At 45.4% G+C, this 16,698-nt stretch carries 19 protein-coding genes; 16 read left to right on the forward strand and 3 right to left on the reverse strand.

Features of this window, described 5'->3' with window-relative positions:
• The first annotated feature begins 1 nt into the window (after position 1).
• The 12 genes from QM873_RS02730 to ldcB all read left to right on the forward strand — a co-directional run bounded on the left by QM873_RS02730 (position 2) and on the right by ldcB (position 11,414).
• A complete protein-coding gene (locus tag QM873_RS02730) occupies positions 2-370 on the forward strand; it encodes an Imm6 family immunity protein (RefSeq protein ID WP_023023026.1) in 369 nt (122 codons plus the stop codon).
• Positions 371-699: 329 nt separating this feature from the next.
• On the forward strand, positions 700-894 hold the full coding sequence (locus QM873_RS02735) for a hypothetical protein (RefSeq protein WP_023023028.1): 195 nt from the start codon (positions 700-702) through the stop codon (positions 892-894).
• Positions 895-977: 83 nt separating this feature from the next.
• A complete protein-coding gene (uvrC, locus tag QM873_RS02740; protein WP_414278753.1) occupies positions 978-2,810 on the forward strand; it encodes an excinuclease ABC subunit UvrC in 1,833 nt (610 codons plus the stop codon).
• A gap of 95 nt (positions 2,811-2,905) precedes the next feature.
• Entirely contained in the window at positions 2,906-3,742 is an 837-nt protein-coding gene (locus QM873_RS02745; RefSeq protein WP_129269016.1) for a metallophosphoesterase family protein, read from the forward strand.
• A 79-nt stretch (positions 3,743-3,821) separates the two neighbouring features.
• Positions 3,822-4,427, forward strand: a complete 606-nt coding sequence (locus QM873_RS02750) for a nitroreductase family protein (RefSeq protein WP_048788949.1) — start codon at positions 3,822-3,824, stop codon at positions 4,425-4,427.
• A 136-nt stretch (positions 4,428-4,563) separates the two neighbouring features.
• Positions 4,564-5,970: a dipeptidase PepV gene (gene pepV / locus QM873_RS02755; RefSeq protein ID WP_129269018.1), complete on the forward strand. Its 1,407-nt coding sequence runs from the start codon at positions 4,564-4,566 to the stop codon at positions 5,968-5,970.
• A 52-nt stretch (positions 5,971-6,022) separates the two neighbouring features.
• Entirely contained in the window at positions 6,023-6,616 is a 594-nt protein-coding gene (locus QM873_RS02760; protein ID WP_129269020.1) for a uracil-DNA glycosylase family protein, read from the forward strand.
• Positions 6,617-6,649: 33 nt separating this feature from the next.
• Positions 6,650-7,141: a prolyl-tRNA synthetase associated domain-containing protein gene (locus QM873_RS02765; RefSeq protein ID WP_129269022.1), complete on the forward strand. Its 492-nt coding sequence runs from the start codon at positions 6,650-6,652 to the stop codon at positions 7,139-7,141.
• A 20-nt stretch (positions 7,142-7,161) separates the two neighbouring features.
• Positions 7,162-7,443: a rhodanese-like domain-containing protein gene (locus tag QM873_RS02770; protein ID WP_129269024.1), complete on the forward strand. Its 282-nt coding sequence runs from the start codon at positions 7,162-7,164 to the stop codon at positions 7,441-7,443.
• Positions 7,444-7,541: 98 nt separating this feature from the next.
• Positions 7,542-8,756, forward strand: a complete 1,215-nt coding sequence (locus QM873_RS02775) for a DUF6574 domain-containing protein (protein ID WP_414278754.1) — start codon at positions 7,542-7,544, stop codon at positions 8,754-8,756.
• Positions 8,757-8,836: 80 nt separating this feature from the next.
• Positions 8,837-10,630 carry a TcaA second domain-containing protein gene (locus QM873_RS02780; RefSeq protein ID WP_414278755.1) on the forward strand — a complete coding sequence of 598 codons (1,794 nt, stop codon included), beginning with the start codon at positions 8,837-8,839 and terminating at the stop codon, positions 10,628-10,630.
• Positions 10,631-10,640: 10 nt separating this feature from the next.
• The gene (gene ldcB, locus QM873_RS02785) at positions 10,641-11,414 is read left to right on the forward strand and encodes an LD-carboxypeptidase LdcB/DacB (RefSeq protein WP_129269674.1); all 774 of its coding nucleotides are present in this window, start codon (positions 10,641-10,643) and stop codon (positions 11,412-11,414) included.
• A 101-nt stretch (positions 11,415-11,515) separates the two neighbouring features.
• On the opposite strand, the gene QM873_RS02790 is transcribed toward ldcB, so the two are convergent.
• The 3 genes from QM873_RS02790 to QM873_RS02800 all read right to left on the reverse strand — a co-directional run bounded on the left by QM873_RS02790 (position 11,516) and on the right by QM873_RS02800 (position 14,102).
• Positions 11,516-11,758, reverse strand: coding sequence for a type B 50S ribosomal protein L31 (locus tag QM873_RS02790; RefSeq protein WP_023023047.1), 243 nt, complete (start codon positions 11,756-11,758; stop codon positions 11,516-11,518).
• A 222-nt stretch (positions 11,759-11,980) separates the two neighbouring features.
• Entirely contained in the window at positions 11,981-12,985 is a 1,005-nt protein-coding gene (locus QM873_RS02795) for a hypothetical protein (protein WP_414278756.1), read from the reverse strand.
• A gap of 178 nt (positions 12,986-13,163) precedes the next feature.
• Entirely contained in the window at positions 13,164-14,102 is a 939-nt protein-coding gene (locus QM873_RS02800; protein WP_414278758.1) for a DHH family phosphoesterase, read from the reverse strand.
• Positions 14,103-14,278: 176 nt separating this feature from the next.
• On the opposite strand from QM873_RS02800, the gene QM873_RS02805 reads away from it, so the two are divergent.
• From QM873_RS02805 to rplS, 4 genes are all read left to right on the forward strand, one after another.
• The gene (locus QM873_RS02805; RefSeq protein ID WP_414278759.1) at positions 14,279-14,740 is read left to right on the forward strand and encodes a flavodoxin; all 462 of its coding nucleotides are present in this window, start codon (positions 14,279-14,281) and stop codon (positions 14,738-14,740) included.
• Positions 14,731-15,003, forward strand: coding sequence for a chorismate mutase (locus QM873_RS02810; protein WP_414278760.1), 273 nt, complete (start codon positions 14,731-14,733; stop codon positions 15,001-15,003). The genes QM873_RS02805 and QM873_RS02810 overlap by 10 nt, the downstream gene beginning before the upstream one ends.
• 9 nt (positions 15,004-15,012) lie before the next feature.
• Positions 15,013-16,224 (forward strand): chloride channel protein, encoded by a 1,212-nt coding sequence (locus tag QM873_RS02815; RefSeq protein ID WP_414278761.1) that lies wholly within the window; start codon positions 15,013-15,015, stop codon positions 16,222-16,224.
• 117 nt (positions 16,225-16,341) lie between these two features.
• Positions 16,342-16,689 carry a 50S ribosomal protein L19 gene (gene rplS, locus QM873_RS02820; protein WP_003003254.1) on the forward strand — a complete coding sequence of 116 codons (348 nt, stop codon included), beginning with the start codon at positions 16,342-16,344 and terminating at the stop codon, positions 16,687-16,689.
• Positions 16,690-16,698 lie beyond the last annotated feature (9 nt).

Below are 16,698 nucleotides of genomic sequence, written 5' to 3' on the forward strand. Positions count from 1 at the left end.
TTTGGAGAATAAAGATAGAGGTGGAGAAGAGCTCTATGCTCTGTTGGATGATGGAACTGATGATGGTGGTATTTTCATTTATATGCAATTGGATGAAAATGAAGCGAATATCCCATCCTGGGATAATATCAGTTACGCGATAGGCTCAACTGCAAAAGAAGCTTATTCATTTGAAAATAAGGCAGCACTATCGTCTCCTTTGGAAAATATCGACGGTTCTTTGTTAGAGATTTTTATTGAGAATTTAAAAGAAATCAATTTTAATTTTTATGATCACGTTCAGGATATCAAAGACTTCCTTGCGCGTGGCAAATCACCATCTAAGAAAGAGGCCTTGAACGAATTAAAGAGAATAGGATTGTTGCAATGAAAACATTTGAAGATAATTTAATGATATTTTGAACATTCCATTATGTTTTATGCTACAATGAAAGCGAAAATAGTTCGTTTAGGTTAGAAAGGAGAAGCATAAATGCGTGGCCTTAAAATTAAACTATCATTATTTTGTTTCTCTCTTCTAATCCTGACATCAATAGCTTATTTTAGCAATAAATTAACATGCCCCCTTTTTTTAAAGCTTATATTTTACTCAATAATCATTGCTTATTGTTTCAATATAGCTTTTAGTTTATATAGTAAGAGGTAGAGCTAGTTATCCACATTAAAGTGGACGTAATATAATAAGCTTTTATAAGGAAAATGAAGAATACAATTGCAATTTGGATCGGTCATTTTTCAGATGTTATTTTTGTTAAATCATCAATCAATTTAATAGATTATAGAGAGGTTGGGCAAAATCTGTTCACCCTTCGCTGTTTAATTAATAGGAATAAATATATGACGCAGTGGTTGATTGGTAGCTTTGTTCGCTTTTTAAGCTCCAAAGATGCCTAATCAACTGTGCGGGGGTGGGAAGACGAACTCTTTTAAACTTGTCGGAGTTCTTTCCCACTCCCTTTTTTGCTATAATAGAGAGTATGAACAACTTGATTAAATCCAAGCTCGAGCTTTTGCCGACGAGTCCGGGCTGTTACATTCACAAAGATAAAAACGGTACCATCATCTATGTGGGGAAGGCCAAGAATCTTCGCAATCGGGTGCGGTCCTATTTCAGAGGGAGTCACGATACCAAGACGGAAGCCCTGGTATCTGAGATTGTGGATTTTGAGTTTATCGTCACTGAGTCCAATATTGAGGCCTTGCTTCTTGAGATCAACCTCATCAAGGAGAACAAGCCCAAGTACAATATCATGCTCAAGGATGACAAGTCCTATCCCTTCATCAAGATTACCAATGAGCGCTATCCGCGCCTCATCATCACGCGCCAGGTCAAAAAGGATGGCGGTCTCTATTTCGGCCCCTATCCAGATGTGGGAGCGGCCAATGAGATCAAGCGACTTTTGGATCGGATTTTCCCATTCCGCAAGTGTACCAATCCGCCTTCCAAGGTCTGCTTTTACTACCATTTAGGGCAATGTATGGCCCACACAGTCTGCCACAAGGACGAGGCCTATTTCAAGGGCATGGCTCAGGAAGTCTCTAATTTCCTCAAGGGGCAGGATGACAAGATTATCGATGAGCTCAAGCTCAAGATGACTACCGCTGCGCAAAACATGGAATTTGAGCGGGCGGCCGAGTACCGCGATCTGATCCAGGCCATCGGGACCCTGCGGACCAAACAGCGGGTCATGGCCAAGGATTTGCAGAACCGGGATGTTTTTGGCTACTACGTGGACAAGGGCTGGATGTGTGTGCAGGTCTTCTTTGTCCGTCAGGGCAAGCTGATCGAGCGCGACGTCAATCTCTTCCCTTACTACAATGATCCGGACGAGGATTTCTTGACCTATGTGGGGCAGTTTTACCAGGAGAAATCTCACCTGATTCCTAATGAAATCCTGATCCCTCAAGATATCGATGAGGAAGCAGTCAAGGCCCTAGTGGATACCAAGGTCCTCAAGCCCCAGCGTGGGGAGAAGAAGCAGTTGGTCAATCTGGCCATCAAGAATGCGCGTGTCAGTCTGGAGCAGAAGTTCAATCTCCTTGAAAAATCCATGGAAAAGACCCAAGGTGCTATTGAAAATCTTGGAAAACTCCTGCAAATCCCAACCCCTGTGCGCATTGAGTCCTTTGATAACTCCAACATCATGGGGACCAGTCCGGTTTCAGCCATGGTGGTCTTTGTCAATGGGAAGCCAAGCAAAAAGGACTACCGCAAGTACAAGATCAAAACCGTCGTCGGGCCAGATGACTATGCCAGCATGCGGGAGGTCATTCGCAGACGCTATAGCCGGGTTATGCGGGATGGCCTGACACCACCAGATCTGATCGTTATCGATGGAGGACAGGGCCAGGTCAATGTCGCTAAGCAAGTCATCCAGGAAGAGTTGGGGCTGGATATTCCCATTGCAGGCCTGCAAAAGAATGACAAGCACCAAACCCATGAATTGCTCTTTGGCGATCCTCTCCAAGTTATCGAACTCTCTCGGACCTCGCAGGAATTTTTCCTCCTCCAACGGATCCAAGATGAAGTCCACCGTTTCGCCATCACCTTCCACCGCCAGCTCCGGTCCAAGAATTCCTTCTCTTCTCAGCTGGACGGCATCGAAGGCTTGGGACCAAAACGCAAGCAGTTGCTGATGAAACATTTCAAGTCACTGACCAAGATCAAAGAGGCCACTGTGGATGAGATCGTCACGGTCGGCATCCCACGAGCAGTCGCGGAGGCAGTGCAAGAAAAGCTTCAACAAGGAAAGCAAGCAGAAGCAAGTCACTTGATGGAAGTGGCGGAGCCCTCCCAAGGATTTGAGTAATTGCACCATCCATTTTCATGGATGGTTTTTACGTTTTACTCCTAATTTTGTTATACTAGATTCAAATCTAATTAGATTTCAAATGAGGTGTAATAATGAACCATAGAATCGCTATTTTATCTGATATCCACGGAGATACGACAGCCCTGGAGGCAGTGATTGCGGATGCGCGTGCTCTAGGCGCGACGGAATACTGGCTTTTAGGGGACATTTTGCTTCCGGGGCCTGGAAGAGAGGACCTTTTTGACTTGCTGGATGCGATTCCGATTACAGCAGCTGTTCGTGGAAATTGGGACGATTGTCTATTAGAGTCCTTGGATGGCGAGTACGGGCTTGAGGATCCGCAGGAGGTTCAGCTGCTTCGTCTCACTCAGTATGTTATGGAAGGAATTGATCCTAAACGGATCGATTGGCTTCGCTCGCTTCCTCTAATGGAGAAGAAGGAGGTCAACGGCATTCGCTTTTCACTGACCCATAACTTGCCAGAAAAGAATTATGGTGGAGACTTGCGTCCAGCTAATGCGACGGAGAACTTTGACCAATTGCTCGATGACCAGACCGATGTGGCCATCTACGGGCATGTCCACAAGCAGTTGCTTCGCTATGGTAGTCAGGGTCAGCAAATCATCAATCCCGGCACCATTGGTATGCCTTATTTTGACTGGGAGCAGCTCCAAAATCACAGAGCCCAGTATGCGTTGATCGATGTTGAAGAAGATGGGGTGACCAACCTGCAATTTCGCAAGGTAGCCTACGACTATGAAGCAGAGCTCCAAGATGCTAAAGATAAGGGGCTTCCATTTATTGAGATGTATGAAGAATTGAGACGAGAGGATAATTATCGGGGCCACAACAATGAACTCCTCGCAAGGCTGAATAAGCAGTATGGCTATGACCAAGACGTCAAGAACTTCTATGATTTTCTTTCCTAAATGATCAATGAAAAAACTCTGCAAGCTCTTTCATTTTGTGTTAAAATAGAGGTAATAGAATTAGAAAAGGAAGTTGACTATGAAATTCCTAGAACTCAACAAAAAACGTCATGCGATCAAGCATTTCACAGACCAACCGGTCGATCCAAAGGATGTGCGGACAGCTATTGAAATTGCGACCTTGGCACCAAGTGCGCACAATAGCCAACCATGGAAATTCGTGGTCGTTCGTCAGAAAAATGCGGAATTGGCTAAACTAGCCTATGGTGGGAACTATGACCAAGTCATGGAAGCACCTGTGACCATCGCTCTCTTTACGGATACCGATTTGCAACGTCGGGCTCGGAAGATTGCACGTGTCGGTGGGGTCCAGAACTTCACAGAGGAGCAGTTGCAATACTTCATGCAAAACCTACCTGCAGAATATGCTCGCTACAATGAACAACAGATTAGCGATTACTTGGCATTGAATGCTGGATTGGTTGCAATGAACCTGGTATTGGCCTTGACGGACCAAGGGATCGGCTCAAACATCATCCTTGGCTTTGACAAATCAAAAGTCAACGAAGTCTTGGAAATCGAAGAGCGTTTCCGTCCAGAACTCTTGATCACGGTTGGTTACGCAGCAGAGAAGGTAGAACCTAGCTACCGCTTGCCAGTAGACGAAATCATCGAAAAACGCTAATAACAACAGAAAGAACCGGATGGTCCTCGTCTCGTACGATACAAGTCCGGTTTTCTAGAATCCTTTGGCAGGCTGATAGACAGTCGCTGAAGGGATTCTAGAGGATTCAATTTAAATCGAAATAACGGAGGAATGCATGACAACAATTGACTTTAAAGCAGAAGTAGAAAAACGTCGCGAAGAAATGATGGCTGATCTTTTCAGCCTCTTGGAAATCAACTCAGAACGGGATGACAGCCAGGCGGATGCGACTCACCCTTATGGACCTGGACCCGTCAAGGCTCTTGAGAAATTCTTGGAAATTGCTGAGCGTGATGGCTACGAAACAACCAATGTGGACAACTATGCTGGACACTTCACCTTTGGACAAGGGGAAGAAGAGCTCGGAATCTTTGCCCACATGGACGTGGTACCTGCAGGTAGTGGCTGGGATACAGACCCTTATAAACCTGAGATTATCGATGGCAAGCTCTATGCGCGTGGTTCATCAGATGACAAGGGGCCTACAGTAGCTTGTTACTACGGCTTGAAGATTATCAAGGATCTGGGATTACCTGTATCTAAGCGAGTGCGCTTCGTGGTCGGTACAGATGAAGAATCTGGCTGGGGCGATATGGATTACTATTTCAAACACGTCGGTCTTCCTGATCCAGACTTTGGTTTCTCACCAGATGCCGAGTTCCCAATCATCAACGGGGAAAAAGGAAATATTACCGAGTACCTTCACTTCGGTGGTCAAAATACAGGTCAAGCGCATCTTCATAGCTTCACAGGTGGCCTTCGTGAAAACATGGTACCAGAGTCAGCGACAGCAGTCGTTTCTGGGCAATTACCAGATTTAGCTGGTCTTTTGGAGGCCTTTGCTAATGAACACCAACTTCGTTATGAAGTGGCAACAGAGGATGATGGTAAATTTAAAGTCACCATTATCGGAAAATCTGCCCACGGTTCTACTCCAGAAGCTGGGATCAATGGAGCAACCTACTTGGCTCTCTTCTTGAACCAGTTTGACTTCGGTGGAGATGCCAAAGCATACTTGCAAGTGTCAGCATCTCTTCTTCATGAAGACTTTGCTGGTGAGAAGCTTGGCATTGCCCATGTGGATGAAAAGATGGGAGCTCTCAGCATGAATGCGGGTGTCTTCAACTTCGACGAAAACAGCTCAGATAACACCATCGCCTTGAACATTCGTTACCCTAAAGGAACAGATCCAGAAACCATCAAAGCTGGACTTGAAAAAGTAGAAGGAGTGGCATCCGTCAGCTTGTCTGCTCACGGCCACACCCCTCACTATGTTCCAATGGAAGATGAATTGGTCTCAACGCTTTTGCGTGTCTATGAAAAACAAACCGGACTGAAAGGTCATGAGCAAGTAATCGGTGGCGGAACCTTTGGTCGTCTATTGAAACGTGGGGTTGCCTTCGGTGCCATGTTCCCAGACTATGTGAACACTATGCACCAAGCCAATGAATTTGCGGATGTAGAAGATCTCTATCGAGCAGCTGCAATCTACGCAGAAGCCATCTACGAACTCATCAAATAAGACGCTACTCAGTCGGCACATGCTGGCTGAGTTTTTGCTTAGAGGAGGAGAAATGGAACAACTAGAGCGGATCAAAGAGGCCATCATGGCCGATCCACAAAACAAAGACTATACGGATAAAGGAATCGAACCCTTATTTGCGGCACCAAAGACTGCTCGGATCAATATTATTGGCCAAGCGCCTGGTCTCAAGACCCAAGAAGCAGGCCTTTATTGGAAGGACAAGAGTGGAGACCGTCTAAGGGAGTGGTTGGGAGTCGATGAGGAGACCTTCTACCATTCGGGACTATTTGCGGTCATTCCCATGGACTTTTATTTCCCAGGGCATGGCAGGTCAGGGGACCTGCCACCTCGCAAAGGCTTTGCGGAAAAGTGGCATCCTCAACTCCTCAAGGAGTGTCCGGATATTGAGCTCACCCTCTTGATCGGCCAGTACGCCCAAGCCTACTATCTCCATGAGAAGGTTAGTGGTAAGGTGACAGAGCGGGTGCGTCGGTACAAGGACTATCTGCCAGATTATTTCCCTCTGGTCCACCCTTCTCCCCGCAATCAGATCTGGATGGCCAAGAATCCATGGTTTGAGGCAGAAGTAGTGCCGGCCCTCCAGGCTCGGGTCCATCAGATTATAGCAGAGTTTAACAAATAATAATTAGTGATATTTACAGGAGGAGGTATTGCCATGGATGCATATCAAAAAGTCAAAGACAAATTGGACGAACTCGGGATTGAATTTGATGTGGTGGAGCATCCACCTGCCTTCACGACTGAGCAGGCCGATTCCTATATTGAAGGTTTAGAAGGTGTCCGGACAAAGACCATGTTTTTGACCAACAAAAAGAAAACCCAGTACTATCTGCTCATCATGGATGATCAGAAACCCTTGGACATGGATAACTTCAAAGAGCAAGTAGGAGCCAATCGGATCCGCATGGCTTCAGCTGAATCGCTAGCAGAAAAAATGCAATTACCAGCAGGGACGGTATCTCCATTTGGCTTGTTAAACAATGAAGAAAAAGATATTCTCGTCTATTTCGATCAGGACATTGTGTCAGAGGAGATCATGACCTTCCATCCGAACACCAATGAAAAGACCATCTTTGTCAAAACTCAAGACCTATTCCGCTTTTTAGAGTCCATTGACTTTAACTATGAAATACTAACACTTCCATAATAGAACCTATAGGAGAAATCATGAAAGAAATTCCATTTAATGACTTTGTAGCAAAGTACCAAGCAGGAGAAATTAACGTCGTCGATGTCCGTGAGCAGGAGGAATATGATGCTCTTCATCTGGACGGAGTGACCTTACTTCCCTTATCAGTGTTGGCAGAACGCTATTCAGAGCTGAACAAAGACCAAGCCTATTATGTCATCTGCAAGTCTGGTCGGCGCTCAGCCCGTGCCTGTCAATTTTTGGAAGAAGCGGGCTATGATGTAACCAACGTCCAAGGTGGCATGGATGCATTTGACTAGTTGCGAGATCGCAGCTTGTGAATTCCGGTAGAATATTGAATTCTAGTGGAAATTTTTATATAATATATCTGTACTTTGTTTTATAAGGAGATTATTTTATGATCAAACAGGATTGGCTTGATTACTTTGAAGCTGTGAACGGTCGTTCAGCAACTGAAGCAGAGATCGCTCAAGCGTTGGCTGCAGGTGAGTTCCAAGAAGAACAGGTAGCCCAAGAAGTTTCACAATTTGTAGGTGCTCCAGTAGCTCCAGACCAAGTAAACGCTGGCTTTGTTGCTGCTCCAGCTGCACCAGAAGAAGTGACTTCACAGTACGTTGCAGCACCAGAAGCACCAGTTCAAGAGGCACCACAATACACTACTGCACCAGAAGCGCCAGCTCAAGAAGCACCACAATACACTGCTGCCCCAGAAGCACCAGTGCAAGAGGTACCACAATACACTGCTGCTCCAGAAGCACCAGTTCAAGAAGCGCCACAATATACTGCTGCTCCAGAAGCACCAGTTCAAGAAGTGCCACAATACACTGCTGCGCCAGAAGGACCAGCATTTGGTGCACAACCAAATAGCTTCCAACAAGCACCTCAACAACAGCCACAACCAGAATTTGGTCAACCATCTCCAGGTCAAGCTCCAGGTCAAGGCTTCCAGCAAGCACCTTATCCAGGACAACCTCAACCAGGTCAAGCCTATTATGCACAACCTGCTCAACCAAATGCCTTTGGTCAAGCAATGAAAGGATTCTGGTCATGGTTCGTTTCTGCTTTGGTTCGTCCAACAGTAGAAAATCAACCAAGAGTATTGAATGGTATCCTTCATTATGTCTTAACTGCATTTATCCTTAGCCTCTCACTTTTCTTCGTGGCGAGTGCCTTCCCTTACGCTGAAGTAGGATTTACGGCTTACCTATTGATTGTCATTGTAACTTTCTTTACAATTTATGCTACTCAATTAACTGGTTTCTTGGTTCGTAACCTTGTCTTGCAAGATAAAGAATACACCTATAAACGCTCATTCGATGAGTTTGCTCGCTTGTCTATCTACGCCTTGCCAGCATCCCTCATTGTCTTGGTTTTTTCTCTAGTCAAGTACTTTGAAGGATTTATCTTCCTTCGATCGTTAATCTTCGTTCTCTATTTCTTAGGCTTGCTCTATACTGTTTACCAAGGTTTGAACAGAACAAAATTCAAGGCTGACAAATTCTTGTTGCTCCTTGCTTCTTCAGCAGTCATTCTAGTCATCTTCACAATTGTTGGCATTATTGACAGACGTATTTTAGAACAAGTATCCGTCTATATCGCTTCCTTCTTCTAATTAGATAGGAACCTTGTCATAAAAATCTTGTTCATATACATATCGGATAAAAATATTTTAGGTTTTAGGAGAACATACCGATGAACAAAAAATGGGTAGAATTATTTGAAAAAGTGATCGGTCGCAAACCTACTCCTGAAGAATACATTGCCGGAAGAGATTCCGGCTTTGATTTTAAGGCAATCAAATCGATTGCTGGAGTAGCGATCGACCAACAAGTGGCTTCAGAAGGGCCTGCTTTAGGAGAGCAGGGGCCAGTAGAAGCGGTTGGAAATCCTCTTCAACAGCCATGGGAAGAGCATTTCGTTGCCCTCTATGGACGTGCACCACTTCCAGAAGAGATCGAATCAGCTCGAAGCCAGAATTTTGAAATCGTAGAAGCACCTGCTCCGACGATTGACTTGGAAGAGACCAATCAAACAACACAGGTCTTCGCACCAGTGGAGAGTCCATCAGAGGCCCCAGAAAGCCTGTCCCAGCCAGCTGAAGCCCTAGTGCCAGTAGAAGCGTCAGAGCAAGAAGAAGCTGGCAAGAAAGGCAAGAAAAAGAAAGAGAAGAAAGTCAAAAAAGAGAAAAAGGGCAAGAAAAAGAAAGTTTTCTTCTTTAGTATTTTGGCTTTGTTGGTCTTGGCCTTGTCTGGACTAGGCTATTACTTCTCGACAACTACGGGCCCACAGGTGACAGTTTACAAATTGGTCACAGCCATTGAACAAAAGGATTACCGGGAAGTGGCTAGTATCCTTTCTAGTGACAAGGACAAGTGGACCAAGGAAGAAGCTCAAGGCTTGCTTGACTACATGACGGCTCAGAAGATCGATGTGATTTACGAATTAGATCATATTGCCCAGTCTTCAAAAACAGGTATCGTCAAAGATAAAAAACAGAATCTGCTAATCGGGATTGAGAAGGCGGATAAGAAATTCGGTATCTTCCAAGAATACCGCATCGCAACTTATCCAATTGAAGTCACAGCAACTACGAATCTAGACGATGCCAAGCTTAAGACCAGCGAAAAAGACACGACAGTGCTCAAGAAGAACCAAACGACCAAACTTGGAAAGGTTCACTTTGCACCACGAGACATGCAACTGGACGGTAAGACCGAAGTTGGAAAGATCTCTAGTGAGGTCAAGCTAGATCCAGCTCAAGCTTCTAAGAATAAGCTGGACTTGACCTTCAATTCCGAAAAACGTCTTCTTGAAGTTGAATTCCCAGAGGAAGTCAGCAATCCAACGGATATCAAGGTAGCCGTGAATGGCAAGGAAGTTGGCACAAGTACCTTATTTGAAGTCGACGTCGTAGCCCATCAAGAAATCGAAGTTCATGCAGTCTTTAGCCTCAACAATGAGAGCTATACAACTGAAAAGACCAAGGTTACGATTGGTGAAACTCCTGATGACGATGAAGTCATCACCTTGAAGCTTTCTAAGGATGTGGCTAAACGGTTGAAAGATGCAGAAACAGCTCGTAAAGCCAAGGAAGAAGAAGCTAAGAAGGCAGAAGAGAAGAAAACTGCTATCACCTCCTTCCTCCAAGACTACCGGACAGAAATCTTCTCATCTGTCTCAAGTAGATCCAACACCTATTCCAAGTACTATGACACTTCAAGTGACGCCTATAAGGAAATGGTGGAGTGGACGACAGGTGGAGGCGTCAAGAAGGCTGAAATTGACTACTATACACCAGGTGTTTTCAACGTTCTCAGCGTTACCGAAGAGAACGGAATGATCATCGTGAAAACCCACGAAGAATATACTGTACACTATGTGACCAGCCGAAAAGATAGCCAGAGTAGCAAGGACAAGACCTATACTCTAAAACCAGTAGGGGATACCTACGTGATTACGGCTATCGCGGTCACAGCTGATAATTAGGAGTTGAATGATGAAATTAAGCATGACAAAATGGACGCTTGCAGGCCTTGTTCTTTTGAGCCTGGGCGCTTGTGGCCAACAGAAGGAGTCAAAGAGTTCGACGCAAAAAGAGCCTGCTTCTAGTAAGCAAGTCGCTCAGTCGTCAGCCAGCAAAGAAACCAGTTCTTCTGAAGCAACTTCGTCTGATGATAGCAAAAAGTCAACGAAGAAGGCTGGCGAAGTCACAGTAGACCAAGGTGTTTCCTTCAATGGTTCTTACTACAGTGTCCAAGGGAAGTCTGGGGATATCGTCATCGCCAACAAGCACTATCCCTTAGCCGCAGACTACAATCCAGGTGAGGATCCGACAGCTGTTGCGGCCTTGCACGAGTTGATCGCAGCTATGCAAGCAGAAGGCTATGCTATCAGCGATCAATACAGTGGTTTCCGCAGTTATGAGACCCAGGTTGATCTCTACCAAAGCTATGTCAATCAAGACGGAGCAGCTGCAGCAGATCGCTACTCAGCTCGTCCTGGCTATAGTGAGCACCAGACAGGTCTAGCATTTGACCTCATTGATACCAGTGGTAATCTGGTCCAAGAAGCAGGTGCAAGCAAATGGTTGCTCAAGAATGCTGCCAAGTATGGCTTTATCGTCCGCTATCAAGAAGGAAAAGAAGCGAGCACAGGCTACATGCCTGAAAGCTGGCACCTTCGCTATATCGGAGAAGATGCAAAAGACGTTGCAGCATCAGGAAAAAGCCTAGAAGAATACTTCAACTTTACCGGTGGCGACTACGAATAACAAGAAAACCGCTCTTTCAGGAAGCCTGAAGGAGCGGTTTTTTTTTGTTGAGAAGGATAAGAAAAAACCACTGCCAAGTGGAAGTGGTTTTGATTGGTTTCTTATTTGAGACCGTATTTTTTGTTGAAACGATCCACACGTCCATCTGCTTGAGTGAACTTTTGACGTCCAGTGTAGAATGGGTGTGAGTCTGATGAAATTTCAACACGGATCAATGGGTAAGTTTCACCTTCGAATTCAACAGTCTCGTTAGAGTACTTAGTTGAACCACTAAGGAACTTATAACCAGTAGTAGTGTCCATGAAGACAACAGGGCGATATTCTGGATGGATATCTTTTTTCATTTTGCAATAATTCCTTTCTGCCATGGTCTCTTTCCGAGCCATAGATTGTTACTAAGTTAGTTTATCAAAAACAAAAGAGTTTGGCAAGGATTTTTACCAAATTTTTCGCATTTTATAAAGAAAAAAAGTGGGAGAAGTTCATCCTGTTAGGTAAGCTTTTCCCACTCTGTCTAACAGTCCTAGAAAGGAAATGTTAGACATGCAAGATCAATAGAAATCTTTTTATTCTTGACCAGGTTCAGTAGTTGGCTGTTCTTGTTGTTGAGGTTGCTGTTGCTCTTGTGGTTGCCAAGCTTGTTGAGGTGCTTGTTGGAACCCTTGTTGAGGCGCTTGTTGGAAACCTTGTAGAGGTGCTTGTTGGAACCCTTGTTGAGGCTGTTGAGGCGCTTGTTGGAACCCTTGCTGAGGCTGTTGAGGCGCTTGTTGGAACCCTTGTCCTGGAGCAGGTTGACCAAACCCTTGTTGCGGTTGTTGCCATTGTTGTTGATTAGGTTGACCAAACCCTTGTTGAGGTGCTTGTTGGAACCCTTGTCCTGGAGCAGGCTGACCAAAGCCTTGTTGCGGTTGTTGCCATTGTTGTTGACCAGGTTGACCAAACCCTTGTTGAGGTGCTTGTTGGAACCCTTGTCCTGGAGCAGGCTGACCAAACCCTTGTTGAGGCGCTTGTTGGAAGCCTTGTCCTGGGGCAGGCTGACCAAATCCTTGTTGTGGTTGTTGCCATTGTTGTTGTCCAGGTTGACCCGGTTGTTGTGGTGATTGGACAGATGATGCAACAGACTGTGCGAATCCTCTACTTGTTGATGCAAGTTCTTGGAATGTCCCTTTAGTGATTTTACCACCAGACATGGCAAGAAGTCCTGTGATCACAAGAGCAATACTTGCAATGACTGCAATAATCAAACCAAAACCAATAGAAAAGCCATCACCGAATTCAGATGAAGCACCCAAGACTCTAAACATAGTGATGATCGTAATTAAGCTTTCAAGAATACCGATAGCAATGACACCAATGGAAAAATTTTTGTTCATTGGTGGAGCAATGTTTGGAAGGCAAGCTAGAACGATGGCACCAATAGCTAGGACAACGATGACCCATCCAAATTCACCTCGAATTCCACTGAAAGAATAACTTCCGTAGGATCCACCATTGAATGTACTCCATGGCAAAAAGGTAGAAATGGCAGTAAGAGCTGCTGCGACAATGATAAAAATACGATGTTTATGCATAAAACGTCTCCTTTTTTGTGATTATTATAGCATAAATAAGCTCAAACTGGAATGGAAATTTAAGAAATCGTTCACATTTTTCTAAATCTTATTAAAATTCATTCGTTTTTGTGTAAAATGAAAAAAGGCCAATCGTCTCCACTAGAAACGACTGACCTGCTTGCTTGATTTTCACTATCTATTTGGCCTTGGCAACTTCCTGTAGTTCTCGATAGATTTGCTCGTTTTCTTCTAAAGAATAAGAATTGGCTCCACTGGCGAGTGGGTGGCCTCCACCATCGTGGCGTTTTGCAATCTCATTGATCACCAGAGCCTTACTTCTCATACGGACGCGGTAGTGGCCATCAGTTTGCTCGACAAAGATAGCCCAGACGCTGACGTCTTCGATCCGACCAGGTGCTGAGACGATCGCAGCGGTCTCGGCATCTGTGATTTGGTAGTGTTTGAGGAGCTCTTGGGTCAGGGTCACGCGACTAGCTCCATTTTCATCGATTTCGAGATGGTCATAGACATAGCCTTGAAGCTTGGCAATCTTAGAGCTCATGCTGTCCATCTGACGAGAAAGACCTGCAAAGTCAAAGTCAAAGCTACGAAGGTGGGCAACCATCTCGAAAGTCCGGCTGGTCGTCGAAGGGTAGAGAAAGCGTCCAGTGTCTCCGACAATACCAGCATAGAGGAGACGGGCTGCTTCTGGACTGATCTCAAGCTCTTGTTCAAGAGCGAAGAGGGTGATAAGCTCGCTCGTAGAGCTTGAATCTGTATCTACCCAGAGGAGATCTCCGTAGGCATCGTCGTTTGGATGATGGTCGATCTTGATCAGAAAATCGCCGCTTGTGTAGCGTTTGTCATCGATGCGAGGAGTGTTGGCAGTATCGCAGACAATGACCAGGGCACCTGCATAGTCCTCATCTGTGACAGTATCCATGCTAGCCATCCAAGCAAGTGTCGGCTCGTTATAGCCGGTAGCTAGGACTCTTTTATCTGGGAAGTTGGTCTGGATGATTTCTTTCAGACCGACCTGGCTTCCGATCGCGTCTGGATCCGGATTCATATGGCGGTGAAGGATAATGGTATCGTAGTGGTTGATTTTCTCTAAAATGTCCTGTGTGATCTGCATATAGTACCTCATTTAATTCTCTTTCAATTTTAGCATAAGGAGGACATTTGGAAAAGAAAAAGGTTGTCTAGCCTCAGGTGGACAATTTCCGAACAATGCCAGGCTCCCAGTACTTCCCTATGCAAAATGCGCGCGAAAGTGGTATAATGTCATAAGATTATTATTTGGAGGGAATTATGACATTAGCAAAGATTGTTTTTGCAAGTATGACAGGAAATACAGAAGAGATTGCTGATATCGTAGCAGATAAGTTTCGTGATCTTGGTGTCGAAGTAGAAGTCGACGAATGTACAACAGTAGACGCAGAGGACTTTCTTGAAGCTGATATTGCAGTCGTAGCGACCTATACCTACGGTGATGGTGAGCTTCCTGATGAAATCGTAGACTTTTATGAAGACTTAGCGGGTCTTGACTTAAATGGTAAGATCTACGGTGTTGTTGGATCCGGTGATACCTTCTACGACGAGTTCTGTAAGGCAGTCGATGACTTTGATCGTGTCTTTGCAGCGACTGGTGCGGTTAAAGGTTCTGAGTGCGTCAAGGTAGACTTGTCAGCTGAAGATGAAGATATTGAAAAATTAGAAGCTTTTGCAGAAGAAGTCGTAGCAAAAAGTGAGGAGGCCAGTGTATGGAACTAGAGGAGATTCGCCAAGAGATTGACAGTATTGATAAAGAATTGGTCCGTCTATTAGAACGCCGGATGCACTGTGTGGAAGATGTCATTTGCTACAAAGAAACCCATCAAAACCCAGTCTTGGACCGGGCCAGAGAGGAAGAAGTCTTAGCCAATGTAGCCGGCTTGGTCCAGGAAAAACGCTATGAAGAAACCATCCTTGCCACTTATCGGGACTTGATGAAGCGCTCCAGAGGCTATCAAGCCGATCAGTTAGATGCGGACTAGGGTGCTGAGATGACGATGATTAAAAGAACCTTTGTTTATACCCTAGATGCGCTTATGATCGGTGCGATCGTTGGGGTGATTGATACCCTCTTTGGCCGTGTCTTGATTGGAATTGGAGAAGTTCGTACAGATAATCTACTCTATCTCTTGCCCTTTCTAGCTCTAGCAGGTATCTTGATCACCTATCTCAATCGCACCTATGGGGGCAAGAGTCAAAAAGGGATGGAGCTGCTCTTTGAAGTGGCTGAGGGAAAGGAGAAAGACATTCCCAAGCGCTTGATCCCTTTGACTATTCTTTCTACCTGGATGACGCATCTCTTTGGTGGATCCGCTGGTCGAGAAGGAGTGGCGGTCCAGCTCGGTGGGACGGTCGCCCATGCTCTACGAAGAGAGGGACTTGGCCCAGACGCTTCACGGATCTATTTGGTCACTGGGATGGCTGCCGGCTTCGGTGGTCTCTTTCAGACGCCTCTAGCCGCTATCTTCTTTGCTATGGAGGTCCTAGTGGTTGGGAGACTGGAGTGGCGGGCTCTCTATCCTGCTACCATCGCAGCCTTTGTCGCTAGTTGGACCTCTCACACCTTGGGGCTAGAGAAGTTCACCCAGGTCATCTCAGATAAGCTCTCCCTATCGCCTCTAGTAGTCTTGCAGTTGCTGGTCTTAGGAGTCATCTTTGGTCTGACAGGCAAGCTCTTTGCCTATCTTCTAGGCCAGTTTAAACAAAGCTTTGTCAAGACCTTTGCCAATCCCTATATGCGGATCGGAGTAGTCGGTCTCGGTCTGAGTATTCTCTTGTATCTGATTGGGACAGGTCGCTATACAGGACTGGGGACCAATCTGATCTCCCAAAGTTTTGCGGGAGCTGATGGGAAGAGCTTGATCACTGGAGCAGACTGGATCCTCAAGCTCCTCTTTACGGTAACGACCATTGCTGCAGGCTATAAGGGAGGAGAAGTGACCCCGCTCTTTTCTATCGGGGCGAGTCTAGGTGTCTGGCTAGCTCCTTTCTTTGGACTGCCGGTTTATCTGGTAGCGGCCTTGGGCTATGCAGCAGTCTTCGCCGGAGCAACTTCGACGACGATTGGCCCCATCTTGATCGGGTGTGAGGTCTTTGGTTTCCAGCATTGGCCAGCCTTTCTCTTGGTCTGTCTGGTCGCTACGCGTCTCTTTCCAGCCTTGTCTATCTATGGTGGACAAAAAGTTGCGAAAAAGTTGCAATAATCCTTTACAAACGGACATTCTTTTGGTATTATAAACTTTGTGCGTAATGGAAGCACAAAAATACAGTTTATCCGCTGGGGGAGTAGCCCTCAAGATTGACGAAGATAGGAGAATAAAATGAATCCATTAATCCAAAGCTTGACTGAAGGTCAACTTCGTACTGATATCCCTGCATTCCGTCCTGGTGACACTGTTCGTGTACACGCGAAAGTTGTCGAAGGATCTCGTGAACGTATCCAGATCTTTGAAGGCGTTGTTATCGCTCGTAAAGGTCAAGGACACACTGAAATGTACACTGTTCGTAAAATCTCTAACGGTGTCGGTGTTGAACGTACATTCCCAGTACACACTCCACGTGTAGAAAAGATTGAAGTTGTACGTTACGGTAAAGTACGTCGTGCGAAATTGTACTACCTTCGTGCATTGCAAGGTAAAGCAGCTCGTATTAAAGAAATCCGTCGTTAAGACGAATAA

Origin of the sequence: Streptococcus australis, assembly GCF_047463015.1 — a bacterium.
GTDB lineage: Bacteria > Bacillota > Bacilli > Lactobacillales > Streptococcaceae > Streptococcus > Streptococcus australis_F.